Origin of the sequence: Thermococcus sp., from assembly GCF_027066465.1 — an archaeon.
Classification (GTDB): Archaea; Methanobacteriota_B; Thermococci; order Thermococcales; family Thermococcaceae; genus Thermococcus.
Genome location: NZ_JAMONU010000040.1, coordinates 1 through 15,536, shown reverse-complemented (window position 1 = coordinate 15,536; position 15,536 = coordinate 1). Strand labels below are relative to the sequence as shown.

Below are 15,536 nucleotides of genomic sequence, written 5' to 3'. Positions count from 1 at the left end.
AGCTTGGATTCCAGAACGAGCAGCAGCTTCTCGAGTACCTCAACGAGACCCGTCACCAGGTTCCGGCCTGGATTTGGCAGGCCGTTGACCAGCTTCAGCAGGAGATAATCAGCGGAAAGATAATCGTCCCGAAGGCCACCCAGAAGAGCCAGATTGAGCAGCTTAGGAAGGCAACGAGCTGGCAGGAGATGGAGAAGCTCGGTGAGGAGTGGGCCAAGACCGCTCCCAAACCGGAGACCTACTTCAACAAGACCCTTAACGAGAGGCAGAACACCAAGAAGATAGCCATCGTCTTCGACGTCGGTGGAAGGGGTGACCTGAGCTTCAACGACATGGCCTACATGGGTGCCGAGAGGGCCGTCAAGGACTTCGGACTCCAGCTCACTCAGCTCCAGAGCAACAGCCCGAACGACTACTACACCAACCTCCAGAGCCTCGCCAAGACCGGTCAGTACGACATCATTATCGCCGTCGGCTTCATGATGACCGACGCCGTCAAGAAGGTCGCTCAGGAGTATCCGAAGCAGAGGTTCGTCCTCATCGACGGCTACGACCCCAACATGCCGCACAACGTCCAGATGGTCCTCTTCAAGGAGAACGAGGGCTCGGCCCTTGCCGGTGCGCTCGCAGCTCTGATAGCGCTCAACGACCACAAGGACACCATAGGTATCGTCCTCGGTATGGAGATTCCGGTTCTCTACAAGTTCGAGGGCGGCTACCGCTTCGGTGCCTACTGGGCCCTCGACTACTACAAGAACCACATAGCCAACAAGCAGTGATTTCCCTTCTTCCTTTTGTTCTTCCCCTTTTAGGAGGTGATTGCATGGAAGAGAGGACTCCAGTGCTCGAGATGAGGGATATAGTCAAGATTTACCCCGACGGAACAAAGGCCCTGAAGGGCGTCACGATTAAAGTTTACGAGGGTGAAATCCTGGGTCTTCTCGGTGAAAACGGTGCCGGGAAGACAACCCTGATGAAGATTCTCTTTGGAATGCTGAAGCCCACGAAGGGCAGAATCTTTCTCCGCGGGAAGGAGGTTCGTTTTAAAAGCCCCGCCGATGCCATAGCGAACGGCATAGGAATGGTTCACCAGCACTTCACCCTCGTCGAGGTTTTCAACGCCCTCGAGAACATAATACTCGGCATGGAAGGGCACGGACTCTTCTCGAAGATTGACGTGGAAAACGCTAGGAAGAAGCTCCAGAAGCTCATGGACGAGCTGAACTTTCAGGTTCCCCTCGACGTTCCGGTCGAGAAGCTCCCCGTTGGAACCCAGCAGAGGATTGAAATCCTCAAGATGCTCTACAGGAACGTTGACATCCTCATTCTTGACGAGCCGACGGCTGTCCTAACGCCGATAGAGGTCAAGGAACTTTTCGCAGTTCTGAGAAAGCTGAAGGCTCAGGGAAAGACGATAATCTTCATCAGCCACAAGCTCAACGAGGTCATGGAGATAACCGACCGCGTCACCGTTATCAGGAAGGGACAGGTCGTCGGAACCGTCAAGACGAGTGAGGCAACACCCCAGCTCCTCGCGAGGATGATGGTGGGCAGGGACGTTGTTCTCAGGATTGAGAAGCCCCCGAAGGAGCCTGGGGAGGTTGTGTTCCGCGTTGAGAACCTCTGGGTTAAGGGCGACAGAGGTGAGGAAGCGGTCCGCGGGCTGACCTTCGAGGTCCGCGCAGGGGAGATATTCGGCATAGCCGGTGTCGAAGGCAACGGACAGAGCGAGCTGATAGAGGCAATAACGGGTCTGAGAAAGGTTGAGAAGGGTAAAATTTACCTCAAGGGAGTTGACATAACGGGAAAGAAGCCGAGGGACCTCTACGACATGGGAGTTGCCCACATTCCAGAGGACAGAACCCATATGGGTCTCATACTCGAAATGACGGTCATGGAAAACGCGATACTGGGAATGCACTGGAGGAAGGAGTTCTCGAAGGATCTCGGGCTGATAAACTGGGCCAAGGTTGAAGAGCACTCCAACAGACTAATCAAGGAGTTCGAGATAGTCGCCCCGGGAACAAAAGCACCTGTGAAGAGCCTGAGCGGTGGAAACCAGCAAAAGCTGATAGTCGCAAGGGAGGTCAGCAAGAAACCGGAGTTCATTATAGCGGCACAGCCGACGCGCGGCGTTGACGTTGCCTCCACAGAGTACATAAGGAACTACCTCGTCAAGCTTAGGAACGAGAACAAGGCCGTTCTGCTCGTCTCGGCCGACCTCGATGAGGTTCTCCAGCTCAGCGACAGAATGGCGATAATGTACGAGGGTCAGTTTATGGGAATAGTCAAACCGGACGAGGTTACAGAGGAGCAGATAGGCCTGATGATGGGAGGTGTTAAGGCATGACGGCCCTCGAGGAACTCAAGGGCTACATTAGACCCCTCGGTGAGAGCGTCCTAGCGATTCTCATCGGCGCTTTGATTGGCGCCATAGTGCTCTGGCTCAGCGGCTACAACGCCGTAGCGGCCTACAAAGCCCTGATTCAGGGTTCCTTCGGCTCCCTCGGGAACTTCGCCGAGACGCTGAGCAAGTCAACGCCCCTAATCCTCACGGCGATAACCTTCGCCATAGGTGCGAGAACGGGCCTCTTCAACATAGGCGCGGAGGGAGCGGTCTACTTCGGTGCCATAGCCGCCGTTGCAATAACCCAGAGCATACAGAACCCGCTCGCGGGAATACTCGCGGGCCTTTTTATTGGAGCGCTGTGGATGCTTCCGGCGGCCGTTCTCAAGGTTTACCGCGGCGTTCACGAGGTTATCTCCACGATAATGTTCAACTGGATTGCCTTCTATCTGGCGAGCTGGCTCGCGCTTCAGGTTTTCGAGAACCCAATGAACCCCAACAGCACGCTACCGATTCCACCTGGAGCGAGGTTGCCCCTCCTCGTTAAGAACTCCACGCTCTCGCTGGCCTTCGTGATAGCCGTAATAACGGCGGTCGTCGTCTACGTGATAATGTGGCACACCAAACTGGGCTACGAGCTGAGGACGAGCGGTCTGAACAGCAGGGCGGCCGAGTACGGTGGAATAAACCCGAGGAAGGCGATGCTGTGGTCGTTCATCATAGGTGGCATGACAGCCGGATTGGCCGGGGCACTTCAGGTCATGGGAATCCCGCCGAGCTATTCCATAAGTCAGGGGCTGGCCAACGTGTACGGCTACGGTTTCGATGGAATAGGTGTTTCCCTGGTTGGCAGGAACCACCCGCTCGGCATAATATTCGCCGGCATACTCTTTGGAGCGCTGAACGCAGGGGCAACCCTCATGCAGCAGACCGGCGTTCCGCTGGAGATGGTGAAGGTAATAGAGGGCATCATTATCGTTGCTGTGGCCGTTCCGGGACTGCTCGACCTGTTCCTAAAGCCCCTGAGGAGGGGTAAGGCATGAACGAGACATTCGTAATCAGTCTGCTCCTCGGTTCACTTGCGGCGATGGTTCCGATAGCGCTGACGAGCATAGGTGCTGTGATAAGCGAGAGGGCCGGTGTCGTCAACATCGGCTACGAGGGAATACTGATGCTGTCGGCATTCTTCGGGGCAATATTCGCGGAGCTTGCCAACAACGGCTGGGTCGGGCTTCTGGGAGGAGCACTGACCGGCCTCGTCATAGGGATGATACACGGTGTTATAACGGTCTACCTCAAGGGCGACCACGTAATTCCCGGTATAGGCATAAACCTCATAGGCTACGGTGGCGTCGCCTTTGGAATCCTTGCCTACTGGGGAACTGCCGGACAGCATCAGGTGGCTCCCAGCGCTCAGATTAAGCCCCTCTGGATGGACGCCTTCGGAAACTCACTGAGTCCGATGGTTCCGATAACGATTGCGATAGCGTTCATAGCTTGGTGGATGCTCTTCAAGACGCCCTTCGGGCTGAGAATTAGGGCGGTCGGTGAAAATCCAGAGGCGGCAGACGCCCTTGGAATAAACGTCGAGCTGTACCGCTTCACGGCGGTTCTCATAGCCAGCGCATTAGCGGGTGTCGCCGGGGCATACCTCAGCGTTGACTGGCTCGGAACCGTAACGAAGACGATAGCGGCCGGAAGGGGTTTCATAGCCCTGGCGAACATGGTCTTCAGCGGCTGGAACCCAATAATAGCCCTTGGTGGAGCGTTCCTGTTCGGATTCTTCGACAACTTCGCCATCTACATCCAGAACAACCCCTGGCTCGCGGGAACGATACCCTGGCAGTTCATAGCGACCCTGCCGTACGTCGTGACGCTCGTAGTTGTCGCGGGAATAATAGGAAGGGCCAGGCCACCCAAGTGGGACGGCAGGCCCTACAAGCGCGAGTGACGTCTTTCATTTTTTCAATATTACTCCCAGCGCGGTTCCTAGAACTATTCCCGTTATCAGGGACAGTATTGCGTACGTTCCGACCGAGCTCTCGGTTTTTATTGGCTCCTTAACAACCCCGCCCTTTGAAACCGCCCCTAGTATGGAAGCCGTGTTCTTGATGAGCCAGCCGGTGTAATTTCCGGAGGTCCAGAACACGGTTATCTCCGCCAGCGGTTTCCCGCTCTTCTGGGAAAGCTCTATGGCTGCGTTTTTGAGCTGTTCCGGACTGTCCGAGCCGTAAACTATCAAGGAGCTCTTCTCCGCGGTCGGGACGAGCCGGTCAACCCCTATGGCCGGAACCTCTTCCTCGGGCTTTATTGATGCGACTGCCTTAATCCCGAGCCAGTCGAGGGCGTATTCATCCGGAGGCATCTGGATTACGGCGGTCGCATTTTTGGGGGCTAAAGCTTTGTAGGCCTCAGCTATTGCCAGAACCCTCTCGCGGAACTTCTCGAAGTCCCTCTCGTAGGTCACCGCGTTCGCAGGGTCTTCCTCGATTAGGGCCTTCTCTGTGGCTTCCGCTATGGCTATGGCGTTGTAGGGGTCGAGCCAGACGCCGTGCGGGTTGTCCTTGCCGTTGTACCAGTATTCCTTGGCGTAGTGGAAGCCGTATTTCATGTAGTCGTCCACGAACAGGGCCTCCCCTGTTATGGTGCCCTCCCCTTCAAGTTCTGCAATCTTCTTCTCAACGGGCAGGTGGCCGCCGGTGGTTACTATTACCTTGGCTTGGGAAAGCAACTCAACCTGCTCCGCAGTGAGCTGGTAGTCGTGGGGGTCGACCCCGGGTGGAACTATAACCTTAACTTCGACGCCGGGAAAGGCTTCCTGAACTATTGAGGCCAGAGGTTCAATCGTGGCAACTACGAGGGGCCCGGACTGCGCGTGGACGCCTTTCGATGGGATTAGGGCCGTGAGCAGTATTAGGGTTAGAACCAGAGCCTTCCTCATCTTTAGGTCACCCTAATAAAGGTTGGTATGAGGTTTTAAAACCTTGGGTAAAAGAAAAAGGTCAGTCCCCATCTCGAAGCTCTTCAGTCTTGATGTGCGGCTTCCCTATGGCGATGGTGAAGCCCTTGAAGGAGTCGTCTTTTCTGCGGAACTCTATCGCGAGGGGGAGACCGTTGTCCTCGTTAAACACTATCCTCACAATCCTTGCCCGGGAGTGGTCGTTCAGGTAGTCCTCCTTGAGGGTCTCGTATTCGTCTATAACCCTGTTTATGCTCTCGCTGTGCATGTCGTAGATTTCGCGGGAGTAAACGCTGTGCTCCCTTATCTCCTTCACCTTTTCCCTCCTGTCCAAGCTACCACTCCCTCAGGCTTTGCGCCATTTCCCCTCTCTGAACTTAAAAACCTTCCTGTATTCTGCCATTCTGAGGGCCTCTTCGAGCTTGCCCTTCGGAACGTCGAGTCCGTGCAGTTCTTTGAAGAGTTCGAGAATCTCTTCGGTGCTCACAGCTTCCTTCTCCTCGAGGATGTTGCTCACGAGGTTAATCATGTCCTCGACGAAGTTCCACGGGAACACAATCCACGCCCACTCAATCTCTTCCCCGTAGTAAGTGGGCTTGAACCTTGAACCCTTTATGGTGAGCAGGGTCGCCGTTCTAACTTCCTCCGGTTTCTGGCTCTCGACGTAGTTCTTCGCCAGGGTTAGACTTTCGCCGGTGTCGCTGATGTCGTCAACGATTAGAACCTTCTTTCCTTCGAGGTTGTACGTGCTTCCATACCTGAGCTTTGCCTTTCCATCCGGGGTCGCCGTCACTCCCCAGTGCTCAACCTTCAGGCTCACGAGGTCCTTGATTCCCAGGTAGTCGCAGTAGAGCCTCGCCGCAACCCAGCCACCGCGGGCGAGTCCAACGATGACGTCTGGCCTCCAGCCTTCTTCGAGAACCTTCCACGCCCCTTCCTTTGCCCATCTTTCGATGTCTTCCCAAGAAGCGAGCCTAGCCGGGAACTTCTTCATTGGATTTCCCTTAATGGTGCAAAAACAAGGTTTTATTTAAGGTTTTTGGCGGAATCATTGACAGGCATGTGTAAAAAGAAAAAGCTCAAACTTGGAATATCCGTATGGTGTTGGTTCCAACGGTCCTTCCTATGGGAGTTCCCTTCGTCAGAAGAATGGTGTCCCCGTCCTTTACAAGCCCCAGTCCGGTTATCAGGCGTATTATCTCCTCTTCAGTCGGCTCCTCGACGGTAAACGGGTAAACTCCGTAGGAGAACATGAGGGTGTTCCCGACCCACTCGTCCGTTACAAAGGCCAGAACCCACTGTTTGGGCTTGAACCTCGCTATCAGGCGGGCGGTCTGACCGGTTCTCGTTGGGGTGAGGATGTACTTGATGTCTATCGAGTTGAGGGCCTCGATTATGCTCCTCGCTATGGCGTCCTTTATAGTTCCCCGTTTGGGGGAGGACTTCCATTCCTCCATCTTCCACTCAACGGTTCTCGACGTCCAGTGGGAGTCCCTATAGGCTTCGGTGGTCTTTGCTATCTTCGCCATCATCCTCACGGAGTCAACGGGGTATTTCCCAACCGCGGTCTCCTCGGAGAGCATGACGGCGTCGGTTCCATCGAGTATGGCGTTGGCGACGTCGGTAACCTCTGCCCTCGTCGGAAGCTTTTCCTGAGTCATGCTCTCGAGCATCTGGGTTGCCGTTATCGCAGGTTTGCCCACCTGATTTGCCCTTTTTATGAGCTTTTTCTGGACTATGGGGAGCTTCTCTATTGGTATTTCAACACCGAGGTCCCCCCTGGCTATCATTATTCCGTCGGAGGCGGTGAGTATCTCCTCGAAGTTCCTGACCGCGTCGGGTCTCTCAATCTTGGCAACCAGAAAGAGCTTGCCGTTCCTCTCCTCGACGAACCTCCTGACCTTCAGTATATCGTATGCGGAGCCGACGAAGCTTATCCCCACAGCGTCCACGCCGTTCTCGAGGCAGAACTCGACAAAGCGCAGGTCCTTCTCGGTGACGGCCTCTATGGCAAGCCTCGCCTTCGGGATGTTGATTCCCTTGTGGGAGAACAGCGTTCCGCCAACTATGACCTTACAAATCACGTCCTCCCCCCTGACTTCCTCAACGCGGAGCGCTATGAACCCGTCGCTGAGGTATATTATGTCCCCCTTCGAAACGAGCTTCGGAAAGTCCTTGAACTCCACCGGAATAACGGCCTCGTTTCCCTTTACGTCCCTTGTTGTGAGGGTTACGGTCTGCCATCTCCTCAGATTGACGGAACCTCCCTCAATTTCTCCGACCCTAATCTTGACCCCTGGCAGGTCTCCCAAGATGGCAACTGGAATCCCCAGCCGCTCCGAGGCCTTTCTCACAAGCCTGATGGCCTTTTCGTGCTGTTCGAGTGTCCCGTGGGCGAAGTTCAGGCGGGCCACGTTCATTCCTGCCTTCATCATTGCTTCAATCGTCTGGCGGTTGAGGGACGCTGGGCCGAGCGTTGCTATTATTTTCGTCTTGTGACTGGGCAGCCTCATGGTATCACCTTAAGGGAAGTTCCCGAAACCTCTAAATAACCTTTCCCCGGAAACTAATTAGTTAGGGTTTCCTAAATCCGGAGGTGGTCTCATGGGTGTTCTCGACGTTGAAGTCTTTGATGAGGACGGGGTAAAGAAGAGGCTCGGCGACATAATGGGGGGAAAGTGGACGGTTCTCTACGTTTATCCCAAGGACAACACTCCCGGATGTACGAGGGAGGCGAGTGAGTTCACGGAGCTTCTCGGTGAGTTTAAAAAACTCGGTTTTCAGGTGATTGGAGTGTCCAAAGACTCCGTTCAGAGCCACAGGCGCTTTAAGGAAAAGCACGGACTAAAGGTAAGGCTCCTCAGCGACCCTGATGCGGAGCTGATAAAGGCCCTCGGAGCGTGGGGAAAGAAGAAGCGCTACGGAAGGGAGTACGAGGGCGTCATAAGGAGCACCTTTATCTTCAATCCGGAGGGAGAGGTAGTGTGGAAAAAATTAAACGTCCGCGCCAAGGGGCATGCTTCCCGCGTTCTTGAAGTCGCCAAGGGACTCGTCGGCTGACCCTTCCCTTCGCCTCCTGTTCCGCTTTTTAATTTCTCCGGGTTCCACCGGAGGTCCCGGTTTCTTCATCTTTCCATCAACCACCTCAACTATGACCATGCCATCACCTCCCAAGATTGTATAATTTAATCTCACTTATGCAATCTATTACTTACATATATTGACGGGTTTATAAACGTTTCTACTGATTCTCTAAAAACGCTCAAAGCCTGAACTTCCAGCTCAGTATGTCGTCGCCGACCTGAAGGCGGAGCTTCCTGAGGCAGGAGTCGCAGTACCTTGGGGGTCTTTCGTCCCACTCGCTGAGACTCGATGGCGGGTTCATAACGCACTCCGAGGAGCAGTGGTCCAATCCAAAGGCGTGGCCGACCTCGTGGAGGATTCCCTTTAGCAATCGGCTTTCTACTCTTTTCTTTTCCGCGTTTTCCCCTTCAAAGGGTTTTATTGAGAGAACCATAATCCTCCTCTCAAGCCTCTTCGCCTGAAACCCGAGGAAGCTCTCGTAGAAGTCAAAGTACCTGTTCCTCGAAGCGAGGGGGAACCCCACGAGGCCGAGTATCTTGTTCATGAGAATCCCGTCCCTTTTCTCGGCCTCAACCTTCAGCCTGTAGTCGAGGAAGTCTATGAGAACCTCAAGGGGGTACAGCTTTACCCGTCCTCCGGGGGTGTCCACGGTTATCAGGTATCCAGGCTCCAGCGTCATCTTGTCGAGGTAGAGAAACCTCAGGGGAAGACCCCAGTCGCGGAACTTCCTGTTTGCTTCGTCAAGAACCCGGAATACAACCTCCTCAATTTCAGGCGTTAGGAAGTTGCTGACGTAGGTGAAGCCTATGAACTCAAAGGCCATTATTTCACCCAACCCTTATCCGGGCAAGGGCTTTTAAATCTTTTAGAGTTATGAACCGTGAAGCTTTTAAATCACCACCCGGAGTGAAGTAAGGGCGATGGCGTCCGCCCTAACTGCCCCTGAGGGGGGCTAATGACGCCTGTTCTCAAGCCCACGGAGGTGGGAGTATGACTTCAAAGCTGGACCTGTTCAACCGTTACATTAATGCTGATGCCGTTATTAGATACGTTGAGGAGAGAAGGCATGAGGACGGCGGGTACTGCTTCGTCAGCGTTCTCGACGAGACGAACATCAACGACACATACTATGCCATAAAGATTTACGGCGTCTTCGGCATGGAGGTTCCCGAGAAGGAGAAGACGATAGAGTTTCTGTACAACTCCGCCCAGCTTCAGACGGCGGCAGTCGCGGTTGCAATGGCGATAGAGGGAATGGCGGTTCTTGGAGCTAGGGACCTCGCACGGGAGAAGCTGGAACTGCTCTTCCAGAAATACAATCCGCTGGAGGGCAAGTTCGCCGTCGGTCTGGGAGGAAGTGAGGAGTTCGGAACCGCAACGCCCTTGGAGGCTACATACTGGGCAGTTAAAGCGATGAACGCCGCTGGCTACAAGCCGGACGATGAAATGAAGGAGCGCATAAGGGAGTTCGTTATGAAGTACAAGATGGGCGACTCCTACGGCGTTACCCATCCGACGACGACCATGACCTATCAGGCCCTGTACTCCCTCAGAACCCTCGGCTACAGGCCGCCGAAGAGCGAGCACTTCAGGAAGGTTGAAGTCTGTGGGGACTGGGGTGGGTTCACAGAGGTTCCCTACAGCCTGCCCCCCTATCTCGAGCCGACTTTCTACGCCCTCCGCGGTCTCGAACTCCAGAACCAGAGGGCTACGTGCATAAGAAAGCACATCTCCTTTATAAGAACCCTCCAGAACCCGAACGGAGGTTTCAGAAGGAGTATTGAACTCGGCATCTCAAACTTCCAGAACACTTACAGGGCCATTGCCAGCCTCGACGTCCTCCTGAAGTGGTACTGATGGACATGGTTGGGATTTCCCTCCGGGAGGCCCTCAAGGGCGGTGGCTGTCCAATCTGCAGGTTAGTTGAGAAGTTCGAAGACGAGGAAATTGAAACGATACTCTACGAGCATCCCAACGACCCGGAGGTCAGGAAAAAGTTCAGGGAGGGCCTTGGCCTCTGCCCCCATCACGCCTGGAAAATCCTTCACAAGGCCCTTTCCAATCCATTGCTCGGTCCGCTTGGGGTAGCGGTTATATACGAGGACGTTCTTAGACACTACCTTGAGAACCCCGAGGAGAGCAGACCGGGGGAGTGCTTCCTCTGCCGGCTCGTTGAGGGGAAGGAGAGGGCAACCGTAGAGGCCTTCGCCGAGAGACTTGAAGACCTGCTGGATGAATACCAGCGCTCACCATCGGTCCTCTGCAGAAGGCACTACCAGATGCTGTTGAGAGCAGTCGAGCGGGAAAAACCGGAGCTCGCGGCCAGGCTGAGGGAAATACAGAGGGAGAAGCTCAGAAAACTTGATGAACTCATGAGGGCGTTCATAGACAGCTTTGATTACAGGGCGGAGAGGCCGGCGACAAAGGAGGAGCGGGAGTCGTTAAGGGTTGGCCTTGAGGCTCTCGTGGGGAGACCCTTCGGAAGGAGCGAAAGTGAGGGGGAGAGGAAAAGGAAATGGGGAAGGTGGAGATTGAGGTAACCACCGAGGAGCTTGCCAGAATAAGGGAGCACAAGAGGGAAATAGAGGAGCGATTCAGAGACATCGAGGGACTGGAGAGAACGCTCAAAATACTCAAGTACAGAATCCTCAAGGAGAGGGAAGAACGGCTCAGAAAAAAGCTTGAAGAAATGAAAGCCCATTACAAGGAGCTTTTGGAGTTTGAAGTCAAAGCCAAAGAGGACAGGGAGTTCTTCATGCGCCTTAGGAAGGAGCTGAGCGAGGAGAACCGGAAACTCCGCGAGAGGCTGGGTGGTTGAGATGAAGGTTGTAGTTCGGGCCAGGGGGAGCTGGAGGAAAGTTACGTTTAAGGTTCCGGACGAGGTCTGGGAGAGAATCAAGGAGGTCTGCAAGAAGCACGGCTTTAGAGTCGATGAAGCATTGAGGATAATACTCTTGGACGGCTACATAGACGGTCAAACGCCGGATGACGATGAAATAGAGAGGATTAAAAAGAGGATTGACGAACTCGAGAAGGAGCTTTATGAACTCGAGGGCAAATGGTCGCCCCTGCGCTTCAAGATGTACTACTCGGCTTTAGACAACCAGAACCTGGCGATTCAGCTCTCGGGAATGATAGCCGAAAACAAGCGTCTGAGGAAGATGCTTGGACTCCCGCAGAGGGACTTCTCAAAGGCCGAGGAGCTGATAAGGTACTACATGTCCTCGGCCTTCGGCGAGCCGAAGGAGTGAGTTAGGTAAACCAAAATCTTTTAAACTGTTTTAATTCGAGGGTTGGGAGAGTCAGCTTGAATCGTTTCAGAAAGCTTGGAGAGGTGATGCCATGAACGTTAGGCTCATCGGATTTCTTGCAGTCGGGGGTGCACTGGGGGCGGTTGCGAGGTTTTACCTCTCGGGAATACTGCCCGTTTACAGGGACTTCCCAGTGGGTACACTGCTAGTGAACTCCATAGCGAGCTTCATCCTCGGCTACCTCTACGGCCTGCTTTTCTGGGGGATTAACGTTACGCCGGAGTGGAGGCTCTTCCTCGGGACGGGCTTCTGCGGCGCCCTAAGCACGTTCTCAACGTTTTCATATGAAACGTTTTCGCTCCTCAGGGAGGGGGAGTACGGCATCGCGGTTCTCAACGTCCTGGCAAACGTTTTTGTAACCATAGGTCTAGTATTTGCCGGGTTCATGCTGGCGAGGAGGTGATTGATGTGGTGGAGGTTGAGCACTGGAACACGCTAAGACTGAAGATATACATAGAAGAAAACGACCGCTGGAATGGGAAGCCCCTCTATAAGGCTATAGTTGAAAAGCTCCGCGAGATGGGTATAGCCGGGGCGACGGTTTACAGGGGAATCTACGGCTTCGGAAAGAAGAGCCTTATACATTCAAGCGATGTTGTGCGCCTCTCGACGGACCTGCCGATTGTAATTGAGGTCGTTGACAGGGGCTTCAAAATCGAAAAGGCAATCTGCGAAATCAAGCCGATGATTAAGGACGGAATGATTACCGTCGAACCGACCCTTGTGGTGTGGTTTGGGAGCAAAGATGAAATCAAAAAGTTCGAGGAAGATGCTGTCAGGGAGGAATAACGGTAGGAAGTAAAATCCAATAACTTAATAAACATCCGGGACCAGTTTAAAACGTCAGTGAGCACTAAAACTTGTTACGAGGGGATAGATTATGATGTCCCTTGAGTTCGAGGCTCCCCTTTATCTACTCAACCCCATCATGGACCTAATCATGGATGAGGATGCAAAACTGCAGTGGGTGTACTATCACGAACCCGACAACAGTGTTGTTATAAGGGTTGATGTTGCAAGGAAGTCCCTTGAGACTTTTCTTCTCAGGCTGGCATCCGTCGTCACTTCCCCGGTTGAGGTTACAATCGTTGATGAGAGGGAGGAAGGGAGGTTCATACACGAGGCTTTTCTTCTCCACGTGGACGTTGGCAGTAAATCCTACCCCGTTGTCGTTATGCTCTTCTACAACATCAGCAAGTTCTACCCGGACACCATAGTCGTTGGGACCTCCGATAAAGCACCGCCCGAGCTTATTGATTCGGTTCTCAACCTCACGGTGGGCAAGGTCAAGCTCCTTGACGCGGAGATGATTAAAAGCTCCGTAATAGACGACGGCCGCTTTATCTACCTGAGGACGCATCTTCCAGGCTCTCACAAGGGAGAAATTCTTGTTGTTTAGTCAACCTTTTAACTTTCCGTCCAGAACCTTTTTCAGGTGGTTGTCGTGCTCAGTCACATTAAGCTGATTTATGCCACGAAGAGCCGGAAGCTCGTCGGCAAGAAAATCGTTCTCGCGATTCCTGGGAGCATAGCCGCGGTTGAGTGCGTCAAGCTGGCCAGGGAGCTGATAAGGCACGGTGCCGAGGTTCACGCGGTGATGAGCGAGAGCGCTCAAAAGATAATCCACCCCTACGCGATGGAGTTCGCCACCGGGAATCCGGTTGTTACGGAGATTACGGGCTTTATAGAGCACGTTGAACTCGCTGGAGACCACGAGAACAAGGCCGACCTGGTTCTCGTCTGCCCCGCGACGGCGAACACCATAGGCAAGATAGCCTGCGGCATAGACGATACACCCGTCACGACCGTTGTAACGACCTCCTTCGCCCACACGCCGATTATGATAGCTCCGGCGATGCACTCCAGCATGTACGAGCACCCGATAGTTAGGGAAAACATCGAGAAGCTCAAAAAACTTGGCGTCGAGTTTATCGGTCCTCGCTTTGAGGAGGGGAAAGCTAAGGTCGCTTCGATAGACGAGATAGTCTACCGCGTCATCAGAAAGCTCCACCCCAAGAGCCTCAAGGGGAAGCGCGTTTTAGTTACGGCAGGAGCAACGAGGGAATACATAGACCCGATTCGCTACATTACCAACGCGAGCAGTGGCAGAATGGGAGTTGCCATGGCCGAAGAGGCGGACTTCAGGGGGGCTGATGTTACGCTCATCAGGACGAAGGGAAGCGTCCCGAGCTTCGTCGAGAACCAGATTGAGGTGGAAACCGTTGAGGAGATGCTCGAAGCAATAGAGAACGAGCTGAAGGCGAAGAAATACGATGTCGTCGTTTTGGCCGCGGCGGTCAGCGACTTCCGCGTTAAAAACAAAGCCGGTGAAAAAATCAAGAGCGGAGGAAGCCTTACCCTCGAACTCGAACCGACGCCGAAGATAATAGACCGCGTTAAGGAGCTCCAGCCGGAGGTTTTCCTCGTGGGCTTCAAGGCCGAGACGAGCGAGGAGAAGCTCGTAGAGGAAGCCAGGAAGCAGATTGAGCGCGCGGGGAGCGACCTCGTCGTTGCGAATACACTCAAAGCGTTTGGAAGCGAGGAGAACGAGGTTCTCCTAGTTACCCGCGAGGGCGTAAAGAAACTGCCGAGAATGGACAAGCGCGAGCTTGCCGAGCGGCTCTGGGATGAGATTGAAAGGCTAATCGAGTAGTTTTTAAGGCCTTTCTCCCATATTTTTGAGGCGATGTGAATGGTCTCGCTGAACGAACCGCTTCCGTATCTCCACGTAACCCCCTTCAACCTCATTTCGGCGGTTGCTGTTCTAGTCGTTGGCTATCTCATCTCGAAGGCAATAGTCGCCGCGTTCAAGAAAAGTCTCGGCCGAACGAAGCTCCCATCCCTCGTCGTTGAGTTTCTCTCGAGGTTCCTGGCGGCTGGTCTCTACCTGACGGTGATAATAGTCGCGCTTGGGGTTGCGGGGATTTCGGTCTCGCCCCTGATTCTCGGCCTCTCGGCAGTGGTTGGTCTAATCCTCGGCTTCGGGCTTCAGGACACGCTCACCAACATAGCCGCCGGGGTGTGGCTCGCCGCGCTGAGACCCATCGATATAGGCGAGGTCGTCGAGGTTGCCGGGAGAACCGGGAAGGTCAGGAACATAGGTCTGATGGGCACCGAGCTGCTCACGGCCGACAACAAGCTCATAACAATCCCCAACAAGCTGGTCTGGGGCAGTATAATAGTGAACTACACAAGAATGCCCACGAGAAGGGTTGACGTTGACGTTGGAGTTGCCTACGGAACCGACCTTGATAGGGCGATAAAGCTGGCCGTTGAGCTTATGAAGAGCCATCCGAAGGTTCTCAGTGACCCCGAGCCGAGCGTCGTCATAACGGCCCTCGCGGATTCCTCGATAAACCTCCAGCTCAGGGCATGGGCAAAGACCGAGGACTACTGGACGGTTAAGGGAGACCTTACGAAGGGAATATACGAGCTTTACACCCGGGAGGGCATCGAGATTCCGTTCCCGCAGCTTGACGTCCACCTGAAGAACGAATGATTCTCGTGTTTTTCTCTTTTCCCGCAGTTTGTGTGCGGGCCTCTTCTCAAACCTTTCGTTTTGAACCATAAGGTTCATAAGCAATCTTGAAACGTTTCTACTGTGATGTTAATGAAGAGGATAGGCCTCATAGGAGGAACGACCCCGGAGTCGACCTGCTATTATTACAGAAAGTACGTTGAGATAAGCCGGGAGCGCTTCGAGCCCAATGTTTATCCCGAGCTGATAATCTACTCCATAAACTTCAAGGAGTTCGTGGACAACCCGAGGGGCTGGGAGGGCAGGAAGGAGATACTCATCAACGCGGCGAAGGCCCTTGAGAGGGCCGGGGCGGAA

At 54.0% G+C, this 15,536-nt stretch carries 19 protein-coding genes, 1 pseudogene and 1 riboswitch; of the genes and pseudogenes, 15 read left to right on the top strand and 5 right to left on the bottom strand.

The features are described 5' to 3' along the window. The 4 genes from MVK46_RS10555 to MVK46_RS01830 all read left to right on the top strand — a co-directional run. Positions 1-779: BMP family ABC transporter substrate-binding protein (locus tag MVK46_RS10555; protein ID WP_367182621.1), on the top strand; the 779-nt coding region annotated here is incomplete at its 5' end. A 44-nt stretch (positions 780-823) separates the two neighbouring features. Beyond that, positions 824-2,350: an ABC transporter ATP-binding protein gene (locus MVK46_RS01840; RefSeq protein WP_297534836.1), complete on the top strand. Its 1,527-nt coding sequence runs from the start codon at positions 824-826 to the stop codon at positions 2,348-2,350. Beyond that, positions 2,347-3,390, top strand: coding sequence for an ABC transporter permease (locus MVK46_RS01835; protein ID WP_297534834.1), 1,044 nt, complete (start codon positions 2,347-2,349; stop codon positions 3,388-3,390). Before MVK46_RS01840 ends, MVK46_RS01835 begins: the two co-directional genes overlap by 4 nt. After that, a complete protein-coding gene (locus MVK46_RS01830) occupies positions 3,387-4,298 on the top strand; it encodes an ABC transporter permease (protein WP_297534832.1) in 912 nt (303 codons plus the stop codon). Before MVK46_RS01835 ends, MVK46_RS01830 begins: the two co-directional genes overlap by 4 nt. A gap of 6 nt (positions 4,299-4,304) precedes the next feature. Here MVK46_RS01830 and MVK46_RS01825 read toward each other — a convergent pair whose 3' ends face one another. The 4 genes from MVK46_RS01825 to pyk all read right to left on the bottom strand — a co-directional run bounded on the left by MVK46_RS01825 (position 4,305) and on the right by pyk (position 7,819). Further along, positions 4,305-5,288, bottom strand: a complete 984-nt coding sequence (locus tag MVK46_RS01825; protein WP_297534830.1) for a zinc ABC transporter substrate-binding protein — start codon at positions 5,286-5,288, stop codon at positions 4,305-4,307. Between the two features lie 61 nt (positions 5,289-5,349). Continuing rightward, positions 5,350-5,640, bottom strand: coding sequence for a hypothetical protein (locus tag MVK46_RS01820; protein WP_297534828.1), 291 nt, complete (start codon positions 5,638-5,640; stop codon positions 5,350-5,352). Positions 5,641-5,652: 12 nt separating this feature from the next. Continuing rightward, entirely contained in the window at positions 5,653-6,300 is a 648-nt protein-coding gene (locus tag MVK46_RS01815) for a phosphoribosyltransferase (RefSeq protein WP_297534826.1), read from the bottom strand. 85 nt (positions 6,301-6,385) lie between these two features. After that, the gene (pyk, locus tag MVK46_RS01810; RefSeq protein WP_297534824.1) at positions 6,386-7,819 is read right to left on the bottom strand and encodes a pyruvate kinase; all 1,434 of its coding nucleotides are present in this window, start codon (positions 7,817-7,819) and stop codon (positions 6,386-6,388) included. Between the two features lie 91 nt (positions 7,820-7,910). Here pyk and MVK46_RS01805 point away from each other — a divergent pair, with 91 nt between their 5' ends. Beyond that, the gene (locus tag MVK46_RS01805; RefSeq protein ID WP_297534822.1) at positions 7,911-8,366 is read left to right on the top strand and encodes a peroxiredoxin; all 456 of its coding nucleotides are present in this window, start codon (positions 7,911-7,913) and stop codon (positions 8,364-8,366) included. A 202-nt stretch (positions 8,367-8,568) separates the two neighbouring features. On the opposite strand, the gene MVK46_RS01800 is transcribed toward MVK46_RS01805, so the two are convergent. Further along, complete coding sequence (locus MVK46_RS01800; RefSeq protein ID WP_297534820.1) at positions 8,569-9,213, bottom strand: peptidase M54; 645 nt, start codon at positions 9,211-9,213, stop codon at positions 8,569-8,571. A gap of 84 nt (positions 9,214-9,297) precedes the next feature. After that, positions 9,298-9,362: riboswitch (Fluoride riboswitch) on the top strand. 18 nt (positions 9,363-9,380) lie between these two features. Here MVK46_RS01800 and MVK46_RS01795 point away from each other — a divergent pair. The 10 genes and pseudogenes from MVK46_RS01795 to MVK46_RS01750 form a co-directional block, all read left to right on the top strand. After that, positions 9,381-10,247, top strand: coding sequence for a hypothetical protein (locus MVK46_RS01795; protein WP_297534818.1), 867 nt, complete (start codon positions 9,381-9,383; stop codon positions 10,245-10,247). Beyond that, positions 10,247-10,930 carry a DUF6062 family protein gene (locus MVK46_RS01790; RefSeq protein WP_297534816.1) on the top strand — a complete coding sequence of 228 codons (684 nt, stop codon included), beginning with the start codon at positions 10,247-10,249 and terminating at the stop codon, positions 10,928-10,930. Before MVK46_RS01795 ends, MVK46_RS01790 begins: the two co-directional genes overlap by 1 nt. Next, positions 10,906-11,208, top strand: coding sequence for a hypothetical protein (locus MVK46_RS01785; RefSeq protein ID WP_297534815.1), 303 nt, complete (start codon positions 10,906-10,908; stop codon positions 11,206-11,208). Before MVK46_RS01790 ends, MVK46_RS01785 begins: the two co-directional genes overlap by 25 nt. Position 11,209: 1 nt before the next feature. Continuing rightward, a complete protein-coding gene (locus MVK46_RS01780; protein ID WP_297534813.1) occupies positions 11,210-11,641 on the top strand; it encodes a hypothetical protein in 432 nt (143 codons plus the stop codon). A gap of 91 nt (positions 11,642-11,732) precedes the next feature. Further along, complete coding sequence (crcB, locus tag MVK46_RS01775; protein WP_297534812.1) at positions 11,733-12,104, top strand: fluoride efflux transporter CrcB; 372 nt, start codon at positions 11,733-11,735, stop codon at positions 12,102-12,104. A 5-nt stretch (positions 12,105-12,109) separates the two neighbouring features. Next, complete coding sequence (locus tag MVK46_RS01770; protein ID WP_297534838.1) at positions 12,110-12,490, top strand: DUF190 domain-containing protein; 381 nt, start codon at positions 12,110-12,112, stop codon at positions 12,488-12,490. A gap of 91 nt (positions 12,491-12,581) precedes the next feature. After that, complete coding sequence (locus MVK46_RS01765) at positions 12,582-13,100, top strand: hypothetical protein (protein WP_297534811.1); 519 nt, start codon at positions 12,582-12,584, stop codon at positions 13,098-13,100. A gap of 45 nt (positions 13,101-13,145) precedes the next feature. Continuing rightward, positions 13,146-14,354: a bifunctional phosphopantothenoylcysteine decarboxylase/phosphopantothenate--cysteine ligase CoaBC gene (gene coaBC, locus MVK46_RS01760; RefSeq protein WP_297534809.1), complete on the top strand. Its 1,209-nt coding sequence runs from the start codon at positions 13,146-13,148 to the stop codon at positions 14,352-14,354. 39 nt (positions 14,355-14,393) lie between these two features. After that, positions 14,394-15,200, top strand: a complete 807-nt coding sequence (locus tag MVK46_RS01755) for a mechanosensitive ion channel family protein (protein WP_297534808.1) — start codon at positions 14,394-14,396, stop codon at positions 15,198-15,200. A 111-nt stretch (positions 15,201-15,311) separates the two neighbouring features. Further along, positions 15,312-15,536, top strand: a pseudogene (locus MVK46_RS01750) (aspartate racemase); the annotation flags it as partial.